We start from the raw sequence: 20,247 nt of genomic DNA, 5'->3' as shown, positions 1-20,247 counted from the left end.
CAGGCCCCGCTTCCTATTCTCCACCGCCAAGCGAATGGACGTAGACCGCGAGCTCCTTGACCTTGGTATCGCCGAGGCGTCCGAGCCAGGCCGGCATGACACCGTGTTTCGGCGAGCGGACCTGCTCTGCGATGGCCGTCTCGCCGGCTCCATAGAGCCAGATAGCGTCGGTCAGCTTGGGTGCGCCGAACTCCCTGTTGCCCTTGGCGTCGGCGCCGTGGCAGGCCGCGCAACTATCGGCGAAGACCTTGGCGCCTGGCCCGATCAGGCTCTCGTCCTTGACCTTGCCGGAGAGGCTGGCGACATAGGCGCTGACCTGTGCGATCTGGTCCGGGGTGATGACGTCGGCAAACGCAGACATCTCCGACATCCTGGTATCCGGATCAGCGGCAAAACGGATGCCGTGCATGATCGTCTGCTGAATCTGGTCGGCCTTGCCACCCCACAGCCAGTCGTCGTCATTCAGGTTTGGAAAGCCCTTCGACCCTTGAGCGCCGGAGCCATGGCACTGGACGCAATTGACCTTGAACGTGGCCGCGCCAGCCGCCACCGCGAATTCGCGCAATGCGTCGTCCGCCGCAATTTCGGATACAGTCTTGTCCTGGATGGCGTTAACAAATTTGACCTTGGCAGTCTCCGCAGCGGCCAGTTCGTTCTTGACCTCGTTGCGGGAAGAATAGCCGAGAACCCCCTTCGTTGCGGAACTCAACATCGGCCACGCCGGATAGGCGATCGTATACGCAGCAGCCCACGCGATGGTGACGTAGAAGGTTATCACCCACCACCGCGGCAACGGATTGTTGAGCTCCCTGATCCCGTCCCACTCGTGACCTGTCGTCGAGATGCCCGAGACGTCATCGATATGCTCGTTGCTCATGATCAGTCGTCCTTGAGCGGTATCTGGGCGGCCTCATCAGCCTGCGTCTTGCCGCCTGGACGGAGCGCAAAGGCAATACAGCCGACGAAGAACAGCGCCATGACAAGCAGGCCCCAGCTATCAGCGAATTCGCGCATCAGATTGTAAGTCATCATCTGTCCCTCAACGGTAGCCGGCGGATTCGTCATAGTTCTTGAAGTCGACGAGCGTGCCGAGCATCTGCAGATAGGCGACGAGCGCGTCCATTTCGGTAACCTGCTGCGGGTTGCCGTCCAGGTCACCGACCTTGGCCTTCGGATATCGGGCGAGCAGCGCGGTGGTGTCGGCATTGGGATCCGCCTGCGCCATCAGATCGGCATTGGCGTGAGCGATCATGTCGTCGGAATAGGGCACGCCGACACGCCGGTTGGCGATGAGATGTGTCGAGAAATCCTTCACCTCGATGGGAGTATCTTTCAGGAACGCGTAACTCGGCATGATCGATTCCGGCACCACCGAGCGCGGGTCAGTCAGGTGTTGGACGTGCCACGTGTTGGAATACCGATCGCCGACGCGTGCCAGGTCGGGGCCCGTGCGCTTCGAGCCCCACTGGAAGGGATGATCGTACATCGACTCGGCCGCCAGGCTGTAGTGGCCGTAGCGCTCGACCTCGTCGCGGAACGGTCTGATCATCTGGCTGTGGCAAAGATAGCAACCCTCACGCACATAGATGTTACGGCCGGCGAGTTCGAGCGGCGTATAAGGCCGCATCCCTTCGACCTTCTCGATCGTGTTGTCGAGGTAGAAGAGCGGCGCGATTTCGACGATGCCGCCGACAGTCACGACCAGCAGCGATCCGACGAGGAGCAGCGTGGCGTTTTTCTCGATGATCGCGTGTTTGTCCATCAAGCCCATGTCTGGTTCCTTATTCGGCTGGCTGGAGAACGGGCGCGGCACCCGGCATCGGCTCTTCTTGGCGCTGATAGCCGCGAATGGTCATGATCACATTGAACGCCATGAGCAGGGTGCCGCAGAGGTACATCGCCCCGCCAATGGCGCGCATGACGTAGTAGGGGTGCATCGCCGCAACGCTCTCGGCGAAGGAATAGACAAGGAAACCCTGCTCGTCGTACTCGCGCCACATCAGGCCCTGCATGATGCCGGACACCCACATGACCGCGGCGTAGACGACGATCCCGAGCGTCGCCAGCCAGAAGTGCCAGGTGACAAGCCGCAGCGAATAGAGCCGCTCACGGTTCCAGAGTTTCGGCACCATGTAGTAGATCGCGCCGAACGTGATCATGCCAACCCAGCCGAGCGCGCCTGAATGGACATGGCCGATTGTCCAGTCCGTGTAGTGCGACAAGGAATTGACCGTCTTGATCGACATCATCGGACCCTCGAAGGTCGACATGCCGTAGAAGGCGATGGCCGCGACCATCATGCGGATGATCGGATCGGTGCGGATCTTGTCCCAGGCGCCAGAGAGCGTCATCAGGCCGTTGATCATGCCGCCCCATGACGGCATCCACAGCATGATCGAAAACACCATGCCGAGCGTCTGCGCCCAGTCTGGCAGGGCGGTGTAGTGGAGGTGGTGCGGCCCGGCCCAGATGTAGAGGAAGATCAGCGCCCAGAAGTGGATGATCGACAGGCGGTAGGAATAGACCGGCCGGTTCGCCTGCTTGGGCACGAAGTAGTACATCATGCCGAGGAAGCCGGCAGTGAGGAAGAAGCCGACGGCGTTGTGGCCGTACCACCACTGGATCAGCGCGTCCTGGACGCCCGAGAAGGCCGAGTAGCTTTTGGAGCCGAGGAACGATGCCGGCATCGAAAGATTGTTGACGACATGCAGCATCGCGACCGTGATGATGAAGGACAGATAGAACCAGTTGGCGACGTAGATGTGCGGTTCCTTGCGCTTCAGGATGGTGCCGAGGAAAAGGATCAGATACGCGACCCAGACGATGGTCAGCCAGATGTCGACATACCATTCAGGTTCCGCGTACTCGCGGCTTTCGGTAATGCCGAGCAGATAGCCGGTCGCGGCCATCACGATGAAGAGCTGGTAACCCCAGAACACAAACCAGGCCAGATTACCGCCGAACAGGCGCGCGCGGCATGTGCGCTGCACGACATAGAGCGACGTGCAAAGCAGCGCGTTGCCGCCAAAAGCAAACACCACACCAGACGTGTGCACAGGGCGCAGCCGGCCGAAATTGAACCATGGCGGGATGTTGAGTTGCGGGTAGGCAAGCTGCAACGCGATAACAACGCCAACCAGCATGCCGACAACGCCCCAGAACACGGTTGCGATCGTCCCATAGCGGATTGGTCCATCCATGTAAGCGGAGGGGTCAACCGGAATTGCCGGTTTGAAATCTGAACTGCGCAACAGAATGGCGGTGAAGCCAGCCAGGACCAGGAACAGCACCCACATGTGCTGGCGGAAAGGTTCATCGACTCCGAAACCTGCGGCCACAAGCGCGGCAAACGCAAACAGGCTTAGTACGACGATCTCTGTGCCAAACTTCATCGCAAGTCCCCGATCTCGAATCCTGACGGTCGCCAAATCCGCGGGTGCATGAATTCCGCAGCCGCTCTTCACTCGCCTTGATCCATGTCAAAGCCGGGCGGTTTTGCTTTGGGCAGCGTCGTACTTCGCGAAAACCGGAGCTAGCGATTGAAGAGGAAGCCATCCCACGCGTCGTCGCTCCGCTTCCGCCGCGGACAAGCCACGAAGACGAAGCGAGACGGCATGCAGGCATCGTCGGCTGCCACAATGATGCACCTGCACCGGGAAAAGCTGCACCTGTGCGAAGCGCTGGAACGAATTGCCGATGCATTGCCCAAAGTCGATCGCTTCACTTGCCTTGCCATCGCAAACAGCATCATTCCACTGCTTCGTGACATCCACCGATATGAGGAGGACGTCATTTATCCAGTTTACGAGGCTGGCCTGTCGGGGGCGGAAGCCGACCTCCAATCCACCCGTAGGCTGCGCACCGAACATGTCGAGGATGAATGCTTCGCGGATGAGGTTACCGACCAGCTTCTAGCGATCGGGCACGGACGTCCGCTCGAGAACGCGGAGGTTCTCGGGTTTATGCTGCGCGGCTTTTTTGAGAGCCTGCGGCGGCATATTGCGTTCGAACGCGAGCACATCCTGCCGCGCATCGCTGAGGTCGATCCTGGTGATGGCAAATGAAACAACCGCGGTGTCTCAATCCCCGCAGCGCTGCTCCAGCCGCTTCATGTCATCGACGACTACATGCCGGTTGGTTTCGATCCGGATCACACCGTCGGACCGCAATCGGGTCAGCTGGCGGCTCACCGTCTCAATGGTGAGCCCAAGAAAATCGCCGATATCGGACCGCGTCAGCGGCAGGTCGAAGCGCGCTGACGGGGCCGCGCAATCCACCGCCGGATCGATATTCCTGGCGATCATGATCAGAAAGCTCGCGACCTTCTCCGACGCCGTCTTGCGGCCTAGTGTCACCATCCATTCGCGTGCCTCATCGAGTTCGTTCAGCGCCTGCTTGAGCAGGCGATGTTCCAGCTCAGGCGATTCCGTCATCATCCGTTCAATGACCGACTTCGGAAATGAGCAAAGCGCGACGGCTGTCGCCGCCTCCGCGTTGATCTCACTTTCCGCCTTGAACGGCCGTCCGAGGAAGTCTGGCGCGAACTGCAGGCCGACAATCTGCTGGCGTCCGTCCGAAAGGCTCTTCGTCAGCTTCACCACGCCGGAAAGCACATTCGAATAGCTGCCGATCGTCTCGGCGTCACCGACCAGTTCAACCCCAGCTTCGATCTGGCGTTTTGACGACGTCCTGGCGAGCCCGACAAGCTGATCAGGATCGAGCGCGCCGCAGACGCCACGGTGCCGCGCTTCGCAGGACTGGCAAAGCACGGGAATGCCGGTGTTGTGGACATCCTGTCTGATCGTCATTGCATCGTCCGAGGCTACCCTGAGGAAATGGGGAGCGCCGCCGCATCGCGTTACTGCCGATGGCGCCAAGCGCATTGATTTAAATCAATGCGCGGCATTGCAGCGCGCCTAGACTGGCGCAATGCAACCGAAAGCAGCGACTGACGCGCGCCCGATTTTGACGGCCGACCCGGCTGAGAACGTGCCACGTTACACGAGCTATCCCACGGCGCCGCATTTCCATGCGGGCGTCGACGCCGTGATCGTCCAGGGGTGGATGAACGCGCTCGAGCACGATGACGAGATATCGCTGTATTTGCATATCCCTTATTGCGACCGGCTTTGCTGGTTTTGCGCCTGTCATACCAAGCAGACGCGCCATTATACGCCGGTGCTCACTTTTCTGACCGCGCTGCACAGGGAAATAGAAATCGTCGGCCGCCTTCTGCACGACCGGGGAAGAGTGCGCGCCGTGCATTTGGGAGGTGGCTCCCCTACCATTCTGAGACCTCAAGACATCCTCGCACTGGGAAAAGTTCTGCGGGATCGGTTCAACTTTCTCCCCGATGCCGGTCTCAGCGTTGAGCTCGACCCGAACGATATGGACGGGGGTCGGCTTGACGCCTTCTCCGCCATCGGGATGACGCGGGCGAGCGTCGGTGTCCAGGATTTCGATCCCAAGGTGCAGAAGGCGATCAATCGGGAGCAAGGCTTTGCGCTGACCAAAGGTGTCGTCGATGCGGTGCGTGCCCGAGGTGTAGGCTCCGTCAATCTGGACTTGCTCTACGGGTTGCCGCACCAGACCTGCGAAAGCGTTTCAGCCACTGTCGCCCAGGCTCTCACGTTAGCGCCGGAGAGGATCGCGCTTTTCGGCTACGCGCATGTGCCATGGTTCAAGAAGCATCAGACGATGATCGATGAGGCCTGGCTGCCCGATTCCATCGCACGTCTGGCGCAGTCGCGGACAGCCGCGCAAATGATCGTCGATGCCGGCTACGAGATGCTGGGCCTCGATCATTTCGCCAAGCCTCTTGATGCGCTGGCGGTTGCCTACCGAGCCGGCCAGGTTCGTCGCAATTTCCAAGGCTATACCGAGGACCAATGCGAAACTCTGATCGGACTTGGTCCGTCCTCGATCAGCCGGTTTCGTCAGGGCTATGCGCAAAATATCGTTGCGACCGGCGAATACGAAAAGGCCGTCAATGCCGGACATATGGCGGTCGCACGAGGTATTGAGTTCAGTCTCGACGATCAGGCTCGGGGTTGGGTCATAGAGCGCCTGATGTGCAACTTCACCTTCTCGGCGTTAGATATTGTCGAGCGCTTTGGAGCGGTCGGTCAAACGCTTCTGCGCGAGGCGAGCCGCCTGTCCACCGGCAGCGCCGGCCAGCTTCTTCGGCTCGACGGTGAGAACTTCGTCGTACCGGTGGAAAGTCGGCCACTTGTCCGGACGGTGGCGGCGAAGTTCGACAGATATCTTGGCAACGGGATCGGCAGACACTCGCTGGCCGTTTGAGTGACCGTCCGGCGGCTGGTTAAAAATGCTCGCCGACTCTGAACGGGCCGATACGGGTACCGGCTGCGATCAGATAAGCGGTTGACCAGCCAATCAGCAGAAAGCCGTTTACGCCCTCCAAGGCCGCGAGGATCCGCCAGTTGTGGGCGGGCACGATGTCGCCATAGCCAACAGTTGAGAAAGTGATCGTCGAAAAATAGAGGGCGGTCTCGAAATCCGGCAGGATTCCCAGAAGACGATAAAGGCCTGCCCACAACCACACCTCGACAGTCATGACGGCAAAAAGTCCCATCACGACGCTGATCATCGCGACGATGCGGCTGCGGCGGCCATGCATGCGAAAACGCGCCACCATATGGCTCATCGCGTGGGTGACGGCGATGAGGCCAAAGGTGTGAATGAGGACCGTCAGGCTAATGACGATTGTGCCGATGAACAGGTTGAGGGCCACGAAAGGAAATTAGAATTCTCGCCGGATGGGTTCCTTGCGCAAAATCAAAACCTGGCGCTGATCTTTCGAGCTGAGGCAACCGGCGACTTTCGTCAAGCTAGACCCTATTGGCCACCAACCGTCGCGGCGGGGGTGAGGCGAAAGAACATCGCCAGCTTCAGGCTTGTCGCGATCCGCTCGGCTCGGTCGACAAACACCGCGGCCGTTTCCGGAGCGAAGAGTTCAGTCGCCGTCTGACTAAAAAGGCCCTGCCAGATCTCGAAATCGGCCTCGGTGACATCCTTCAGCTTGAGGTGCGCCGGCACCGGGCGTCCATGATAGTCACCGCTCTTCAGGATGACCGAGCACCAGAAGTCCGTCATTTTCTCGAGATGAGGTTCCCAATCGCCAACGACTTCGCGCGCGAAAATCGGACCGAGACGTTTGTCCTGCCTGACATTGGTGTAGAATTCACGGACCAATCTTCCGATCGACGTTCGATCGAAGCCGGCATGGTCCAATGGCTGCTCCGCGTCTGGACGCGCCCGGTCGGCCAAAGCTGATTTTAATGTCATCATGTACTCTTGTTCATGTTTATCCCGTCAGGAAAATCCCAGGCGTCGGAGAGTGACCTGCACAAGACTGAGCCGGTCGCGGACGAGACGAAAGCCCAGATTGTCAGGTGGGGTCCCGACCGCGCAGCCGCCGCTCTTGCCGTCTCGGATGAAGTTCGACATGTAGGTGCGGTGGAAGCCTTCCACAGCGTATACGCCGCAGTTTTTTATCGAGCTCGCCGTCTCTGTACCGTCGCTGGCGATTGTCGTGTGGACGTAGCAGGTGGAGGTCCATTCCCAGACATTGCCCGCAATGTCGGCCAATCCTTTTGAATTGATCCCAAAGGCCCCTGCTGCCCTTGGCTCCGGATCGGGCGCGCGCCCGAGCGACGTTTCCTTGCGATACTGATCGAGCCAACGCTGCGCCGGGTTGTTCGGGTCGCTTGCATTTCCCTCTATGTCGCCCCGAAAGCGTTCGCCGGCGGCATAGGCCCATTCGACGTCCGTTGGCAATCGCCAGGTTTCGCCTGTGCGTTCAGACAGCCACTTTGCATAGGCTTCGGCGTCAATGTGACTGATGCCGGTGACCGGAACGTCGCCCCCCTTTCGCATGTCGGCCGGTTTGCAGGCGCCGTCGGCAACGCAACGTGCATAGTCCGTCACACTGACCTGGTACTTCATGATTTCCAGCGGCGCTTCGATGGCCTCTCGGACGACGGGCGCCGCGACGGGATGATTGGCCCGGAGGAATTCTCCGGGCCTGGGGTGGTTGAATGAGCCAGGCTGCAAGACTGCGGATACAGGGGTCGGCAACGGCAGAGCTGGGCTGTCGACGACCTGATTGGCTATGCCCAGGCCGATCAACGTGGCGGCTGCGATGACGCCGAATGTGAAGACAGGATCAAAGGACATGGCGCAAAATCCGGTGACGGGTGCAACCCCGTGGGGGGCCGCGGGGCTGCACCCTCTTCTGTCCTGTTTTAGGAAGCGATTGCCTTCGGCGCCGCAACTTGGGTCATCAGGTCGTCATTCCAGACGCCGCCGTCGACCATAAAGTGGGCGGTTGCGCCCAGTTCAACCGCCTCGATCAGATTGTGGTTCACATAGGCGTAGACGCCGGGCTGCAGGAAAGTATAGAGCGCCGCTCCGGCCGAGCCGCCGCGAATGAACCAGGTTTCAAGATCCTTGGCCGGCGGGTTGGCGAACTTGCCCTGTTCCCAGACGAAGTCACCGTGGCCACCGATCAGGTGGGGACGGGTGTCGCGGTTGGCCTGGGAATGAACGATCAGCACCGTTTCCCCGACCTTCGTCTTCATAGCATGTTCACCAGTCAGCGATCCCGCCTTGCCGTTGAACACGACATGGGTGGGGATCAACCCGCGCATCACCTTCACCGTGTCGTCGTAATTGTCGCCGGCCGAGTCGTACTTCTTGAATTTCCCCTGTTCGTCGCGCGGGATGTAGAAGTCGTTTTCGCCGACATAGTAGATGCGGTCATAGCGGATCGGCTGGCCCTTGTCGTCTTTCAGCCCGTCGCGCGGCAACACCATGACGGCTCCACTCATGCCGGACACGACATGCCACGGGATCATCGCGCCGCCGGGTGCACAATGATAGACGAACGTGCCGGGCCGAGTGGCCTTGAAGCGCAGCGTGACCTGCTCGCCAGGATTGATCAGCGTCAGTCCGCCGCCGCCGAGCGCGCCGGTTGCCGCGTGGAAGTCGATGTTGTGCGCAAGCGTGTTCGTATCGGGATTGATGAGGGTGAGCTCGAGATAGTCGCCTTCATGCACGACCATCAGCGGGCCTGGAATCGACCCATTGTAGGTCATCGCGTTCAATTGCGTGCCATCGGCGTCGATGACGATCGGCTTTTCCTCGATCTTCATCGTGAATTCGACGACCTTTGGGCCGCTTTTGGCAATCTGGTCATGGGCGTGGACGAAAGGCGGCGCCACCAGCGTGACCTTTTCGCGTGGCAGGCCGGCAACTTCCCTCGCACTGGCTGCTGCCGGCATTGCACCTATGGTGGCAACAGCAGCGGCCGTAAGGACAGATCCCAACAAAGCTTCACGTCTGGTAAGCATCTTCATCTCCTTGGTTTTGAGCCGTTGATGCTGCCTGTGTAGACTGGCTGCGAAAAATTTTCTTTGCGCTAACGCAAGCCGCACGCGGTTGGTGAAGTTTCTTTCTTTCTGGAATACTTGCCTTCGCGCGAAGCCTGCCAGTTATTCGCCGGGCGCTGAAAATGAATCAGGCCGGGCTGGACCTCTCCCTGGTCCGCCCGGCCATTCCCTCCGGACATCGCCGGGACGGAGGGGTATCTGTCAGGCTCAGGTCTAGTTGGAAGCGGCCTTGCTCGCTTCCGTGAACAGTTCGGCGAACACCGGCTTTGCCTTGCCGATCTGCTTGACCGCTTGCGCCGCCTCGAGGTTGACGGGCTTGCCGACCAGGATCAGCGCGACCATGCCCATGCCGTAATGGGGAGCGCACTTGACACCATAGAAGCCCTCCTTGGTGAGGGTCACGGTGATTTCTTCGCTCGGCTTTCCCTTGAAGGGTTCGGCGCCGTCCGGGATCATGTCCTTGATGGTCTCGGCGTCGTGGGTCTTGTCGGTCGGCACAAACTTGATCGTGTCGCCGGGAGCCGCGCGAACAAAGGCGGGCTGGAAGACCATCGCACCCTTCTCGCCCTTGTTCAGCATCTGCACGACGTGTTCTTCGGCATTTGCCGCACCGGCAAGAGAGAGCAGGGCGACGGCCGCGGCGATCAGGGGCAGTTTCATTTGGAAATCCTTTCTTGGGTTGTTCACAGCATCAACCGTTGGCCCCTTCTACGCCGCGTCCTCATGGCGCGATTTGCGCTGGCGCAAATTGGCCAGCGAAAACTGTCGCTTCGGGACAGCAGGCAGCGGCGGATCATCCTGCCGCCTTTTTCAGGCGGCGTTCACGGGTCGACGCGCCCGCAAACGTGGCCGAACGAGCATTCGCCCGAACAAAACCGCATAGCCGATGAAGGCAACAACCCAGAACGCCGCCGCCATGTAAAGAAGCGCCGTGGCCGCGGGGGCAAAGGCCGCCACTATTCGCAATATGGCCGCGAGCACAATCGCGACGAAAATTACACATGTGCCAATATCCGCCCGCAATTCGCGGCCGGTGTGGCCTAACGTGGCGCGCGACATGACGGCGAGCGTCATGCAGGCCAACGCCCCGACCCCGAATGCATGAATTCCGGCGACAGCAGGCACCTGTCCTGGAAGGAGAGCGGCTAGTCCGGTGATGAGCAGGCCGATCGGCACGAAGGCAAACGACATGTGCAGGATCAATACCAGAGGATCGCGCAGCGAACGGTCTCCGGCCCAACGGGCAAGCCGGAGGGCGTTGAGGATCGCAGCAGCGATCAGGAGTGCTCCGGCGCCAGCGTTGTCTGGAAAGAACGTCCAGGCAATCAATCCACATGCCGAGAGCAGGATCGTCATGGCGTCGAACCTGCCGAACGGAACCGGCAAGCGCCCCGGTCTCTCCCGCGCCAGCCAGTTGCGGGTGAAGGAAGGAATGATCCGGCCACCGATGACCATGACCAGGACAACTGCGGCGGCAAGACCAAGGCGGCGGCTGATATTCGCCCCCCTTGATAGCGCGCCTCGATATGAAACATGATGTTGGCCGCCAGAAGCGCCGTCACAGGCAGCAGCACCTTGAGATTTCGCCAGTTTCTGCCGGCGACGATTTCCGTTGCGGCGGCGACGACAACCGCAAGAAGAAAGGCGCAATCGGCAATGGCGGCGAGCAGCCAGCCCGTCTGCGCCGAGAAGAAAACGACGACCCGTCCGGCTGACCACAGCAGCACCAACGCCAATAGCGGAAGGCCCTGCAAAGGCAGCCTGCCGGTCCAGTTGGGTATTGCGGTCAATAAGAAACCCGTCACGACAGCGGCCAGATAGCCAAACAGCACCTCATGGACATGCCAGTCCACGGGCGTGAAAACGCTGAAGGTTTCGAGCTTGCCGTAATACAAAGGCAGCCAGAACAGGATGGTGGCACCGCCATACAGCGAGCCTAACAAAAAGAACGGCCGGAAGCCGTTGGCGAGAATGGCCGGATAGGCGCCCGGCCGCGTGCGTGGAATTGCCATGTCATCCCCTGAATTACAATGACCGGTGGACCGGATAGGACCTGTGGGCGGCTGCCGATCCGGACGATTTATGCTGATTTGGGCAAGTGGAATTTGCCGCTGCGCAAACAAAGACACGAAAGTCCGGGAACGCGGCACCTCTTGCTGCTCGTCAGCTACCCGTGAGACAGTCCGTGATCTGGTGGCGATGCGTACGCTGAATGCTTTTGAGTCTAAAGGAGGACCACTTGGGTAGCCTCGATCCCTCGCTGATTTCCGGGCTTCCCGTGTTTGAGGGCCTGGCCGCCACGGACCTCGACCGCATCGTTGGTCAGGCGAGGTCGCTCCGGATCGCCAAGGACCAGTCGGTGTTTGAACAAGAACAGGAAGCGCATTCATTTTTCCTGTTGCTCGACGGACATGTACGCGTCGTGAAATCGACTCCGGACGGTCAGGAAGTGACTGTCCGGTACATAAGTCCCGGTGAATTGATGGGAATAGCCCACGCCTTGGGCCGCACCACCTATCCGGCAAATGCAATAGCTGCCGCCGATTGCGTGGTTCTTGCCTGGCCGAGCCGCTTGTGGCCGGCTTTCGCCGCTGACTACCCCAGTTTTGGCGCCAACACCTACAAGGTCGTCGGCAGCAGGCTGCAGGACGCCCACACGCGCGTCATCGAGATGGCCACCGAACAGGTCGAGCAGCGTGTAGCTCATGCGCTGCTCAAATTGGTCAAGCAGGCAGGCAAGAAAACAGACGAGGGAATTCTGATTGATTTCCCTATTACGCGCCAGAACATAGCCGAGATGACTGGAACGACGCTGTTCACGGTGAGCCGGCTGCTTTCGGCTTGGGAAGACCTGAATTTGGTCAAAGGGGGTCGTCAGAAAGTGACCGTGGTCGCGCCGCACCAACTGCTGTTGATCGCGGAAGGCAGGGCACAGAAGGGCTAGTCCCCACCGCCGACCGTGGCCTGCAAATCCCGGCTCAGTTGTTCCTCGTTGAGGTCGTGCTCGCGTGCCGCATCGGAAACCGTGTGGAACGAAGCAATCGGACAACCGATGCAAAGCATGCCGTGCTGGAGCACGATCCGGATCGCCGCCGGCGACATCCTCATGATTTCGTCCATCGTCGCATCGTCGCTGAATCTATGTTTCATGCTTCCTGTCCGGGCTTCGAGGCAGAGATCCTGCGCCTGTTTTGCAGACGTTCGTTGCGATGGCACAAAGAAGAAGCTCGAGCGGCGTTGCAGTGTCAGTGAACGTCAAACCGGCGATGAACGGGAACAAATTCCGGATACGGGCTGTTGTCATCCGTCCGGGCATCGTGTCCCATGGCCAGGCTAGGTACGTCCGACCTTAAGAAGCTTTGCAAAACTCAGGCTGTTGGGACAGAAATCCTGATAATGGCTTTCGAAATCGAAGGCGGCCAGGTGACCGCGACACTGCCGGAGATGTGGGCAGGTGATGCAGATGCGTGACATGCCACAACGCGCCGCCTGCAGCGCTAGAAGCTGTCTGGGTCGATGCCGGTCGAACGCATGGCTGACGTTAGCAGATCCTCCGAGGCGTAAGGCAACATCATGGCGGCTTCGAATTCGCGTCGCGATAGACCGATGTCGTTCAAAACTTTCGTGCACCTATCCAGAGCCTGCGCCCAGAATTCTTCTCTGGCTGCCTTGCTGCGCTCACGATCAACCAGAAAAGAGATTGCGAACCGCCAAGCTTCGACGGTTTCACTTTTGCGATTGCCTGCCATGAGATCCCCATTTGCCTCGATTGCTTCCTTGGAAGCGATGCCAACGCTCAAAATAGTGCCGAAGCGTTGACCCGTCCTTGCGCTAGCGCAAAGTCTCCCGGTGGCGCAGGCGTCACAATTGTCAGCGTCCTGACAGGTTCGATGATCCAATGTTCACCATCACGCGAAAACTGGCGCTGCCGTCATGGTCGAAGCTTCGACCGGATCGCCATTGAAAATGTTCAAACTGGAATCCTCGAATGAAGCCCAACTATGCCAGCTCCCAGAAAGCCATTCACTGGGTCGTCTTTCTGCTGGTCATCGGCCTTTATGGTCTGACTTACATCGCCGATATCTTCCCGCGCGGTGACCCCGGCCGTGCCTTTGTCTGGTGGCTCCACATCTCATTTGGGCTGCTGCTTTTCGCGCTAGTGGTCATTCGCATCGGCTTGCGGCTGGCGCTGGGGACGCCGGGTCTGCCGGTGGAAATGTCACAGCTTGAACGATGGATGGCCAAGATCGCGCATCTCCTGCTCTACGCGCTGCTTGTGGCCATACCCGTGCTCGGTATCCTGCTCACCTGGTACCGGGGCGATGCCTTGAGCTTCTTCGGCCTTTTCACCATCCCGGCTCCGGTTTCCGCGGACCGCGCCACGGCCGGGTTCATCAGGGAATTGCACAGCCTTTGCGCCAATCTGATCCTTATTCTTGCAGGATTGCATGCCGCTGCCGCCCTTTGGCACCACTACGTCTGGAAGGACGATGTGCTCAAGCGAATGCTGCCCGGAACAAGTGGCTCCTGACCGCAGTTCGCTCTACACCGGTCAAATGCAGGCAGAGTGGTGCCGCTTGCAGCGTCTCAAGACTCTGACACGTTGGTCCTGGATGAAATCGACACTGAAATGGCTGGCGGTGCTTGGTCTGTGCGGGCTCGTTCTCGCCGGCCCTTCCGCCGCGCGCGCCGACGTTGATGATGACGATGATCATGATCGGGCGCGCGACCTTTATGAACGCGGAGAAATCAAAGGGCTGAACAGCATCCTTGGGCTGGTTCAGGCCGAAGCGCCTGGTGACATCGTGGCCGTCGATTTCATCCGGATCGGCAACAGGTGGGTCTATCGTTTCCAGGTCGTTGCCGCCGACGGACGTCGCAGGATCGTCGATGTGGACGCCGGGTCTGGTATCCTCATGCGCGACGGGGGCGGCGGCTGATGAAGATACTTCTTGCTGAAGACGAGCCGCGCATCGCAAGCGACATCGCGGCGGTCCTCAAGTCTGCTGGAATGGCTGTCGATATCGTGAGCGATGGAGAGGCTGCCTGGTTCTCCGGCGACGTCGAGAATTACGACGCGGCGATCCTGGATATCGGATTGCCAAAACTCGACGGTCTCACCGTGCTTAAGCGCTGGCGGGCCAATGCGCGCCGCTTTCCAGTGCTGATCCTGACGGCGAGGGGTCTGTGGACGGAACGCGTCGAAGGCATCAACGCCGGCGCCGACGACTACCTGCCAAAGCCGTTTGAGATGGAAGAGCTACTGGCGCGCCTGCGCGCGATCTTGCGCCGCTCAGCCGGCCAGGCCGCGCCAGTGCTGAAATCGGGACCTTTGGTGCTGGACACGCGCCAGATGCGCATCTTGCTGCGGGACGTTCCCGTCGCACTGTCGCCGCTCGAATATCGGCTGATGGCATTCCTGATGCATCACGCCGGGCGAGTGGTGGCACCGACCGAGCTTGCCGAACATCTCTATGGTTCGGGCAATGATCGTGATCCCAATGCAATCGAGGTCATCGTCGCACGCCTGCGACGCAAGCTCGGCAACGATGTCATCGAAACACGCCGCGGGTTCGGATATTTCATGCCCGACGAGCCGTCCTGATGGGCAATTCGATCCGCCTCAGGCTCTGGTCGGCGGCAACCATATCGATCCTCATTGCCCTTGCCATCGCCGGGGTCGGGCTGCGCTACCTTTTCGAGCTGAATGTCGAACGGCGCATCGTCAGCGAGCTTACCGTCGATCTCAACGAGCTGATCGGCGCGACCAGCTTCGCCACCGACGGTCGGCTGTCGGTCGCGCCGGGCCTGACCGACCCGCGTTTCGCCAACCCGCTGTCCGGTCACTACTGGCAGGTGGAAGACCTGGCCAGCCATACTCTGGTCCGCTCGCGTTCGCTGTGGGACGCAACGCTTGTTTTTCCCGATCAGGGGACCACCGGCGAATTGAGAAAGATCGAGGAGCTCAAAGGACCCGGCGGCGAACTGACCATTGCCGTCGAGCGCACCATCACCGACGCCGATGGCCGGTCCTTTCGTGCCATCGTTGCCGAAGACCACCACAGCGTCGAAGTATCGGTGCGCGAATATGTTCGCGACCTAGTCCCAGCGCTCATCATGCTCGCAGCCGCTCTCATGGCGGCCTTCTTCGTCCAGATCACCGTTGGCCTTGCGCCGCTGGAGAACCTCAGGGTCGCGGTTAGAAACGTAATCGCACAGCGAACCGCCAGGCTTGACGTGGCGGCGCCAAGCGAGGTGCAGCCGCTCGCCGAGGAAATCAACCGCCTGCTCGAAGCGCAGGAGAAGGCGCTCGCACGAGCCCGGTCGCGCGCCACCGACCTGGCGCATGGCCTGAAGACGCCGCTGCAGGTGTTGTCGGCTGACATTCGGGCCTTGCGCAAGAAGGGCGAAACCGAGCTCGCCGACGAGATCGAGAAGAGCGCCGGAGCGATCCGTCGCCATGTCGAGCGGGAACTGGCTCGCGCCCGTCTGGCGCCAGGCGTTTCCAGCAAGGCATCGTGTCGGGTCAAGGAAGCCGCTGCCGGCGTCATCGCCGTCGTCAAGCGCACGCCTGGCGGCAAGCAACTCGCGTTCGTGATCGACGTCGAGGATGATTTCATGGCGCCGATCGATGAAGGCGACCTGTCGGAAATCCTGGGCAATCTGGTAGAGAATGCGGCTCGCTTCGCAAGATCCTCGGTACACATCAGTGCATTTGCAACGGTTGGCGAGGTGTCCATCGCCGTCGCCGATGACGGCCCGGGCATTCCCGATGCGGACCGGGAATCCGCCCTGTCGCGTGGCGTGCAACTGGACAGCAAGGGCGGTAGCAGCGGTCTCGGCCTGGCCATCGTTACAGACATCGTCGAAGCCTATGGCGGCCGTCTGACGATGGCCAATGCCGATCCCGGTCTGGTCGTGACCATCGCCTTGCCTCGGCACGGCTGAGCCGCGCTCAGGCAAAGCCGGGGAAGTAGTCGACCTTTATCCTCGAGCGGCGAACGCCCATCGCCAGCAGCTTGCCACGGAGTGCCCCGACCATGGCCTGCGGGCCGGAAATGTAGAAGGTCCGCTCCAGATAGTCGGGGATGGCGAGACGCACCAGGCGCGCATCGATGTAGCCAGGATACTGCCCGCGTTCAGCGCCGTTGGCGACTGCGAACACCGTCTTTATGCCCAGTTCTCTCTTTGCCGTGTCAAGGATGTCGCGATAGGCGATGTCCTGCTGGGTCTCGGCTCCGTAGAGGACGGTGATCGGCCGCTTTTCGTGGACGTCGAGGAGATAATGCAGCATCGAGCGGAATGGCGTGATGCCGATGCCGCCGGCCAGGAAAGCAATTTTGGCCTCGGGGTCAGCCGGCAGGGTGAAGTCGCCGGCGAGCTGAGAGGCGTGGATCGTGCCGCCCGGCTTCATCGCGCCCAGCGCCTGCTTGAAGGCGCTCGATCGCGGATAGAACTTCACGCCGAGTCGTAAGGATTGCTCCGTGGGCGCCGATGCGACCGTGAAATAGCGACGGTTGCCGCGATTGTCTGAGCGGTCGAGACCAAGCGTCCATTCAAGATACTGCCCCGCCTCGAAGGCGAGCTTGCGCGGTGAGCTGAAGATGAAGTCGTAGCTGTCGTCCGCCGATTGCTCGATGCGTTCGAGCGTGAGCACAAGGCGCCCCTTGGGGCTCACGGCGTATGCAAGCAGATTGCCTGTCAGAAGCGCCAGCTCCGGCGTGAAGTAGAACGAACCGACATGGACGTTGGGCGCAAACAGGAGACCGACGATCGCGGCGAAAGCGATGCGCGGCAAGCGCCTCGTCGGCGCTGTCAGCGGCTCGGTCAGCATCGCGAAGGCGAAGAAGAACAGCGGCGACGAGCCAAGCGTCTCAGTCAGTGCTGTCGCATATTGCGACGGCTCGGTCGTAGATAGGGTCATCGCCAGCGCCACGGCGATGAAGATGACGACGAGATCAAGCCGGCGCAGCTTGCGCACGATGAGCAGGCCACCGGCAAGCACGACGGGAAGCAATGGCAAATTGCCCCCGACCCACCAGGTGGCCGGGTGGTCAAGCAGCAAAGCGGTCAACGCCACGCCCAATGCCGCCGGATTGAACAGGTGCTTTCTGCCGATGGCGAGGATGAATTTGGATGAGACCGCCCAGACGCAGGCGAACATGACCGCGCCGATCCCCTTGAGGTCGGTGGCGGCCACAGGATCGAGGATAAGCGCCAGAATGAAGGCGGTGATGTAGACGGACTCCTGTTGGCAGGAACCTGAAAGACAGCCGCGAAAACCCTGTTGGTGATCCAGCAGGTGGCCAACATCAGTCCCGTCGTGAAGGCGAGAGCGATCGGATCATGCGGCACAAGCTTGAAGAAGCTGAGTATCAAGGCCGTACCCAGCAGGGCAATCAGGTAGTAGAGGACCAGCCGGTACATGGTCTGGTGGTCGAGAAACCGGTCGATGGCCTTGATCATGATTGGCAAAACGCTCCGAAGCCGCTTGTCAGCGTGGCACGGCCGTTGCTGTCCACGACGTAACCCTCGAGGCCCGCCGTCTGTTCGAGAAAGAGAATGCCATCCTGGCCCATGGCGAAGGCGGCGGTGGCGAAACGATCGGCCTCGAACACATCAGACCCGATGACGGTCAGGCTGACGATCTCGGTAATCAGCTCGCCAATCCCAAGCGGATTGTAGATATGCTGCCCGCGCACATAAGTGCCTGACGTCGCGACACCGTGTCCGCGCGGATAGACGACCTTGACGATCTCGTCCGCATTGAAGGGGTTGCGGATGCCTACGCTCCAGTCGAAGCCTGAAGCATTCCTGCCGAAGGACTGTATGTCGCCGCCGGCCTCGATGAAGAAATCGCCGACGCCGGCCCGCTGAACCATCCCGGCCGCATTGCGGATGGCCCAGCCCTTGACGATGCCGGATGGGTCCAGCGATCCGTCGGGCTTGCGGATGTCGAAGTATCCATCCGTCTCATTTTTTGTCTTTGCAGCGAGAGCCATCACTTCCATCATTTCGCCGCTCCAGTCGCGGACCGGAAGGTCGCCGCGGTTGATGGCCGAAATCTCACTGTTGGTCCTGTAGGTGCTGAAGCGTTCGTCGACGCGCTCGAAGTAGTCGAAGACAGCGTCGACAAGGGCTCCGGCCGAGGCGCCGCCGATCTCGACGGTGATGGGCATGCCCATCAAGATCCTGGTGTCGCGCATGGAACTAAGAGGATGCCTGCTTCAATGCACCAGCGAGCGACTGCCTGAAGGCCTTGCTGGTCAATGTTGCGCCCGAGATAATGTCGACATTGGCGCTCTGCGCGCTGATCGCCTCGTCCCGCAGCATCGGCAAAGCTTGCCTGTTGATGCTGATCGAAGTGCGGCGGTCATTCGGATATTTCAGCACTTTCAGGGACGTGAGACGTCCGCCTTGGATGGACGCCTGAATCTGCATGAGACCGTAATAGGCGTCGGTGATTGGACCAACATATGTGCCGTCGGTAAAGCCGTGGCCGGCGGCCTTTATCCTTGAATTCACGGAGGACTTCATGCCGGCCCTGATGACGCGCGCTGGAGTTTGCGGATAATCCGGCCTCGGCCTCGGCCTCGGCTGCGGAATGGGAATGTAGACCGCCGGGGTTACGGCGAAGGATTCTGTATGTGGCGCGGCATGGGCGATGAGTTGAGCTGACGACTGTTCGAGCTGTGGCGCGGACGCCAGGGATATCTGCTGCTGGCTGACTGCAAGCGGAGATTTTTCGGCTGCTATCGGAGTTGTGAAGGCAGGCGGCTTCGAAGCGAGCGTAGCGATCGCGGCCGTGGTTTCGGTGCCAACCGTGGCTGGTGACGTCGCCAGAGGTTCGAGCCGCACGCCCTGCTGCACGATCGCGGGCGAGGGCACCGCCGGTGGCGCGACGGCAGTGGCCGAAGCAGACGCAGGTCTGACCGGCTGCAGCAAGCTCTCGTCGATGGCATCGGCGGGCCCTGCCATGTCGATCGCATCGCTGGTGGAACCCTTGCCCGCCTGATCCCAGACGTAGGCGCTCGAAGACGCGATCACGAACAGCGATAGGGCGATCTGTTTCATCAGTGTCTGCATTTCCGCGTTGAAGCCGGCGAGCGTTGGGCCGCTGCCGGCGGGTTCAAGCGCAATATCTCATGACGAAGCTGACAACTGGCTGTCAGAGCACTTGCCCCGGGAGGAATTTGCCAGCGCGTAACCGTTCGTCGGGTGGCGCGCGAAACATGGACCGACTTGATCTGGTGCAACGCGGACAAGATCGATCCTGCTACTTGCCCGTCATCAAGCGGTGTAAATGCCACTCACGAACGATGGTCTGACTGATTGCAGGGCTATCTGTCGGGTATTGGAAGCAACCATGTTGCATGGGCCTTGTTGAGCGCTCGTGGCGTCAAGACAAAGCAGAAGCAGCCTGATGCACTGTCATCACAACTGAACAGCGCAGATTGTCGACCGCGTCAGGAACCGCTTCTCGCGTCCGTTGTCCAGCGAGAACATGCCGCCGCGACCAGGGACTACGTCGATGATGAGATCGGTATGCTTCCATGCCTGGAATTGCGAAGCTCCGATGTAGAACGGCGCGTCGCCGACGTGGCCGAGCAGTACATCATGGTCGCCGACGATGAACCCGGCACGCGGGTAGCACATGGGCGAAGAGCCGTCGCAGCAGCCGCCGGATTGATGGAACAGTACTGGGCCGTGGTCGGCAATGATCTCGGCAATCAATTCAAGGGCGGCCGGCGTTGCCGTGACCTTTGCATGCATGGCTCTTTCAACTTTCCAGCTTGGGGCGCGGCCCCCTGCGAGGCCGCGCCTGTGTGCCAAA

23 protein-coding genes and 1 pseudogene are annotated in these 20,247 nt (G+C 60.4%); 7 read left to right on the top strand and 17 right to left on the bottom strand.

Annotation, left to right across the window (positions count from 1 at the left end):
- Positions 1 to 13: 13 nt before the first annotated feature.
- From ccoP to ccoN, 4 genes are read right to left on the bottom strand one after another with little or no spacing between them, the layout of a single operon-like run.
- Entirely contained in the window at positions 14 to 877 is an 864-nt protein-coding gene (gene ccoP, locus ACVDG8_RS14005) for a cytochrome-c oxidase, cbb3-type subunit III (protein ID WP_447255176.1), read from the bottom strand.
- Between the two features lie 2 nt (positions 878 to 879).
- Positions 880 to 1,029 carry a cbb3-type cytochrome c oxidase subunit 3 gene (locus ACVDG8_RS14000; protein ID WP_447257345.1) on the bottom strand — a complete coding sequence of 50 codons (150 nt, stop codon included), beginning with the start codon at positions 1,027 to 1,029 and terminating at the stop codon, positions 880 to 882.
- Between the two features lie 10 nt (positions 1,030 to 1,039).
- A complete protein-coding gene (gene ccoO / locus ACVDG8_RS13995; RefSeq protein WP_447255175.1) occupies positions 1,040 to 1,771 on the bottom strand; it encodes a cytochrome-c oxidase, cbb3-type subunit II in 732 nt (243 codons plus the stop codon).
- A 10-nt stretch (positions 1,772 to 1,781) separates the two neighbouring features.
- Positions 1,782 to 3,392 carry a cytochrome-c oxidase, cbb3-type subunit I gene (gene ccoN / locus ACVDG8_RS13990; protein ID WP_447255174.1) on the bottom strand — a complete coding sequence of 537 codons (1,611 nt, stop codon included), beginning with the start codon at positions 3,390 to 3,392 and terminating at the stop codon, positions 1,782 to 1,784.
- Between the two features lie 222 nt (positions 3,393 to 3,614).
- On the opposite strand from ccoN, the gene ACVDG8_RS13985 reads away from it, so the two are divergent.
- Entirely contained in the window at positions 3,615 to 4,064 is a 450-nt protein-coding gene (locus ACVDG8_RS13985; RefSeq protein ID WP_447255173.1) for a hemerythrin domain-containing protein, read from the top strand.
- A gap of 15 nt (positions 4,065 to 4,079) precedes the next feature.
- Here the strand turns inward: ACVDG8_RS13985 and ACVDG8_RS13980 are convergent, their stop codons facing one another.
- The gene (locus ACVDG8_RS13980; RefSeq protein ID WP_447255172.1) at positions 4,080 to 4,808 is read right to left on the bottom strand and encodes a Crp/Fnr family transcriptional regulator; all 729 of its coding nucleotides are present in this window, start codon (positions 4,806 to 4,808) and stop codon (positions 4,080 to 4,082) included.
- A 121-nt stretch (positions 4,809 to 4,929) separates the two neighbouring features.
- On the opposite strand from ACVDG8_RS13980, the gene hemN reads away from it, so the two are divergent.
- Positions 4,930 to 6,303 (top strand): oxygen-independent coproporphyrinogen III oxidase, encoded by a 1,374-nt coding sequence (gene hemN, locus ACVDG8_RS13975; protein WP_447255171.1) that lies wholly within the window; start codon positions 4,930 to 4,932, stop codon positions 6,301 to 6,303.
- A 19-nt stretch (positions 6,304 to 6,322) separates the two neighbouring features.
- On the opposite strand, the gene ACVDG8_RS13970 is transcribed toward hemN, so the two are convergent.
- The 6 genes and pseudogenes from ACVDG8_RS13970 to ACVDG8_RS13945 all read right to left on the bottom strand — a co-directional run bounded on the left by ACVDG8_RS13970 (position 6,323) and on the right by ACVDG8_RS13945 (position 11,425).
- Positions 6,323 to 6,754 carry a potassium channel family protein gene (locus tag ACVDG8_RS13970; protein WP_447255170.1) on the bottom strand — a complete coding sequence of 144 codons (432 nt, stop codon included), beginning with the start codon at positions 6,752 to 6,754 and terminating at the stop codon, positions 6,323 to 6,325.
- A gap of 104 nt (positions 6,755 to 6,858) precedes the next feature.
- Positions 6,859 to 7,308, bottom strand: coding sequence for a group III truncated hemoglobin (locus tag ACVDG8_RS13965; protein WP_447255169.1), 450 nt, complete (start codon positions 7,306 to 7,308; stop codon positions 6,859 to 6,861).
- A 27-nt stretch (positions 7,309 to 7,335) separates the two neighbouring features.
- The gene (locus ACVDG8_RS13960) at positions 7,336 to 8,151 is read right to left on the bottom strand and encodes an SUMF1/EgtB/PvdO family nonheme iron enzyme (RefSeq protein WP_447255168.1); all 816 of its coding nucleotides are present in this window, start codon (positions 8,149 to 8,151) and stop codon (positions 7,336 to 7,338) included.
- 116 nt (positions 8,152 to 8,267) lie between these two features.
- Positions 8,268 to 9,374, bottom strand: coding sequence for a copper-containing nitrite reductase (nirK, locus tag ACVDG8_RS13955; RefSeq protein ID WP_447255167.1), 1,107 nt, complete (start codon positions 9,372 to 9,374; stop codon positions 8,268 to 8,270).
- Positions 9,375 to 9,626: 252 nt separating this feature from the next.
- Entirely contained in the window at positions 9,627 to 10,073 is a 447-nt protein-coding gene (locus ACVDG8_RS13950) for a pseudoazurin (RefSeq protein WP_447255166.1), read from the bottom strand.
- 150 nt (positions 10,074 to 10,223) lie between these two features.
- A pseudogene (locus tag ACVDG8_RS13945) lies at positions 10,224 to 11,425 on the bottom strand (NnrS family protein).
- Positions 11,426 to 11,652: 227 nt separating this feature from the next.
- On the opposite strand from ACVDG8_RS13945, the gene ACVDG8_RS13940 reads away from it, so the two are divergent.
- Positions 11,653 to 12,357 carry a Crp/Fnr family transcriptional regulator gene (locus ACVDG8_RS13940; protein ID WP_447255164.1) on the top strand — a complete coding sequence of 235 codons (705 nt, stop codon included), beginning with the start codon at positions 11,653 to 11,655 and terminating at the stop codon, positions 12,355 to 12,357.
- Here the strand turns inward: ACVDG8_RS13940 and ACVDG8_RS13935 are convergent.
- Together ACVDG8_RS13935 and ACVDG8_RS13930 are read right to left on the bottom strand one after the other, a co-directional pair.
- Positions 12,354 to 12,533 carry a DUF1858 domain-containing protein gene (locus ACVDG8_RS13935; protein ID WP_455707753.1) on the bottom strand — a complete coding sequence of 60 codons (180 nt, stop codon included), beginning with the start codon at positions 12,531 to 12,533 and terminating at the stop codon, positions 12,354 to 12,356. The genes ACVDG8_RS13940 and ACVDG8_RS13935 overlap by 4 nt on opposite strands.
- Before the next feature lie 377 nt (positions 12,534 to 12,910).
- Positions 12,911 to 13,213 (bottom strand): hypothetical protein, encoded by a 303-nt coding sequence (locus ACVDG8_RS13930; protein ID WP_447255162.1) that lies wholly within the window; start codon positions 13,211 to 13,213, stop codon positions 12,911 to 12,913.
- 188 nt (positions 13,214 to 13,401) lie between these two features.
- On the opposite strand from ACVDG8_RS13930, the gene ACVDG8_RS13925 reads away from it, so the two are divergent.
- From ACVDG8_RS13925 to ACVDG8_RS13910, 4 genes are all read left to right on the top strand, one after another.
- A complete protein-coding gene (locus ACVDG8_RS13925) occupies positions 13,402 to 13,944 on the top strand; it encodes a cytochrome b (protein ID WP_447255161.1) in 543 nt (180 codons plus the stop codon).
- Between the two features lie 82 nt (positions 13,945 to 14,026).
- Entirely contained in the window at positions 14,027 to 14,353 is a 327-nt protein-coding gene (locus ACVDG8_RS13920; RefSeq protein ID WP_447255160.1) for a PepSY domain-containing protein, read from the top strand.
- Positions 14,353 to 15,018, top strand: coding sequence for a response regulator transcription factor (locus ACVDG8_RS13915; protein ID WP_447255159.1), 666 nt, complete (start codon positions 14,353 to 14,355; stop codon positions 15,016 to 15,018). The genes ACVDG8_RS13920 and ACVDG8_RS13915 overlap by 1 nt, the downstream gene beginning before the upstream one ends.
- On the top strand, positions 15,018 to 16,361 hold the full coding sequence (locus ACVDG8_RS13910; protein WP_447255158.1) for a sensor histidine kinase: 1,344 nt from the start codon (positions 15,018 to 15,020) through the stop codon (positions 16,359 to 16,361). Before ACVDG8_RS13915 ends, ACVDG8_RS13910 begins: the two co-directional genes overlap by 1 nt.
- A 7-nt stretch (positions 16,362 to 16,368) precedes the next feature.
- On the opposite strand, the gene ACVDG8_RS13905 is transcribed toward ACVDG8_RS13910, so the two are convergent.
- From ACVDG8_RS13905 to ACVDG8_RS13890, 4 genes are all read right to left on the bottom strand, one after another.
- On the bottom strand, positions 16,369 to 17,613 hold the full coding sequence (locus tag ACVDG8_RS13905; protein WP_455707752.1) for an RnfABCDGE type electron transport complex subunit D: 1,245 nt from the start codon (positions 17,611 to 17,613) through the stop codon (positions 16,369 to 16,371).
- 262 nt (positions 17,614 to 17,875) lie between these two features.
- Positions 17,876 to 18,592: an FAD:protein FMN transferase gene (locus tag ACVDG8_RS13900; protein WP_447255156.1), complete on the bottom strand. Its 717-nt coding sequence runs from the start codon at positions 18,590 to 18,592 to the stop codon at positions 17,876 to 17,878.
- A 31-nt stretch (positions 18,593 to 18,623) separates the two neighbouring features.
- Complete coding sequence (locus ACVDG8_RS13895; RefSeq protein WP_447255155.1) at positions 18,624 to 19,487, bottom strand: FMN-binding protein; 864 nt, start codon at positions 19,485 to 19,487, stop codon at positions 18,624 to 18,626.
- Between the two features lie 360 nt (positions 19,488 to 19,847).
- Positions 19,848 to 20,186, bottom strand: a complete 339-nt coding sequence (locus ACVDG8_RS13890) for a DUF779 domain-containing protein (protein WP_447255154.1) — start codon at positions 20,184 to 20,186, stop codon at positions 19,848 to 19,850.
- Positions 20,187 to 20,247 lie beyond the last annotated feature (61 nt).

It is taken from the genome of Mesorhizobium sp. ORM8.1 (assembly GCF_053005525.2).
The sequence above is the reverse complement of the archived record's forward strand: the minus strand, read 5'-3'. Positions and strand labels throughout refer to the sequence as shown.